This window comes from Micromonospora sp. LOL_015 (genome assembly GCF_048060275.1).
Lineage (GTDB): Bacteria > Actinomycetota > Actinomycetes > Mycobacteriales > Micromonosporaceae > Micromonospora_E.
On sequence record NZ_JBHMIO010000121.1, the window covers coordinates 1 to 1,913 of the forward strand.

Here is a 1,913-nt window from a genome sequence, read left to right on the forward strand (position 1 = left end):
CCAGCGCGTTGAACACGCGTTTGGACACCCCGATCCGGTAGTAGGCGCACCATCCGTTGATGATCGGGTTGAGCTTGCCGATCATCGCGTCGGCGTTGGACCCGCGCAGGGCCCGCACCTCCACGGACAGGCGTCTGCGGATCCGTCGCACCGCGTCGTTACTCGGCTTGGTCAGCAGCTTGCCGTTGGGGTAGCGGCGGATGTTGAACCCCAGGAAGTCCACGCCCTCGGTCAGGTGCGTGATCCGGGTCTTGTCCTCGTTGAAGACCAGACCCCTGGGCGCCAGCCATCCGGCCAGTGCCGCCTTGACCTGTTCGGCCTGCTCACGGGAGTGACACAAGGCGATCAGATCGTCGGCGTAGCGGACCACGACCGGGCAACCGTCCATCGTCTTCCCGGCACGGGTGCCGGTGACGTGGTAGCGGACCCCGGCGGCGGTCTCCATGCCGTGCAGAGCAACGTTCATGAGCAACGGACTGATCACCCCGCCCTGGGGAGCGCCCTCCTCGGTGGGGGTGAACCGGCCGTCCTCGACCACGCCCGCTTTCAGCCACTGCCGGACCAGTCCCCGTCCGGGGAACCAGCCCAGCGACCGGCGAATGTGGTCGTGGTCGAGCCGGTCGAACGCCGCCGCTAGGTCGGCGTCGAGCACCCACAGCCGTTTGGCGTCGGTGCGGCTCGACGTCGTGTGGATGGCCACGATGGCGTCGTGGCAGCCACGACCTGGTCGGAAGCCGTAGGATTTCGGCTCGAACCGGGCCTCCCATTCGGGCTCCAGCGCGTTCACCGTCAGGGCTTGCAGCGCCCGGTCAGCGATCACGGGAATCCCGAGGCCGCGACGGCGGCCGTTGCTCTTGGGCACATACACGCGCTTGACCGGCAGGGGAGTCCACGGCCTGGCGTCGTTCTGGATCCAGTCGGCCAGTTCGGCCTTCTGCTCCCCAGTCACCACGACCTGCCGGTCCACCCCGGCCGTCCTGCGACCAGCATTGCGCTCCGTCACCCGCCGCACCGCCACCACGGCGTTGCTGCGCGAGCGGAGCATCAACTTCTGCAAGTTCCGGACCTTCTTCAGGTCCCCGTCCCGCGACGCCGCGAAGATCCGCTGCCGTAGCCGCCGTACGTTGTCCTCGCAGGTCCGCCAACCGATGGCGTCCCAGCCAGCACGATCGTCCTCCGGTCCGTTCACGCCGAGAGCCGCCATCGCCACCGCGAAGGCATGAGCTGTCATCGTGTCTAACCTGCCCTTCGGTTCCGAAGCTGTGGTCAGCAGTAGCTCCGCAGGCTCACCCGACCCGCGTCAGCGCCCTTTCAGGCCAGGGCACATGCCCTTATCCGGCCGGTTATCCGGCGACCGCTGGCGGAGGAGCCAGCATCACCGCCGCCGGTTTCCCGCTGCCTTTCGGCCACCGGCATTCACTTCTCGGGTCGTCCTGCGCCCGCTGGGACATCGTCCGCCCTCACAGGCGGCCTACCAGCCGAATCACTGTCCGTCTGGACCCCATCGGGGTTGTCACGTTCCGCATGAGACAGATACGACCGGGTAGGGCGCCCTCTGAACCCCGGGGACGGTGGTGCGCTCCCGCCCGGCTAGATTCCTCCGAGCGGCACCTGCCGCCTTGCAACGGCTGGCCCCTGTCTCCCGCTGGCGCGTCCCATCGAGCGGAAGTGCCTATGACGAGGCGTCATCGAGGGTTCACTTGCGTTCACCCGTCCGGTCTTCCCCAGCCGGTAACCCCTGGATGGAACAGGAGTCCTTGGGCCCTTCCCCGGGCTTCGCACCCCGCGGTTACCCGCGACGCACGCCGAGGCGGGGACGGTCCTTGCGCACGGGACCGGACACTACATCCGCGACGTCACGCCGCACCCCCTTCGATGAGTGTCGCTGTACTCATGCGACTTGCGTGTCGCAC

The 1,913-nt window shown here is 67.9% G+C and carries 1 protein-coding gene; it reads right to left on the reverse strand.

The annotated features are described in order from the left end of the window. On the reverse strand, positions 1 to 1,231 hold a 1,231-nt coding region (ltrA, locus tag ACFHWU_RS29025), incomplete at its 3' end, for a group II intron reverse transcriptase/maturase (RefSeq protein WP_416592282.1). Positions 1,232 to 1,913: the final 682 nt, after the last annotated feature.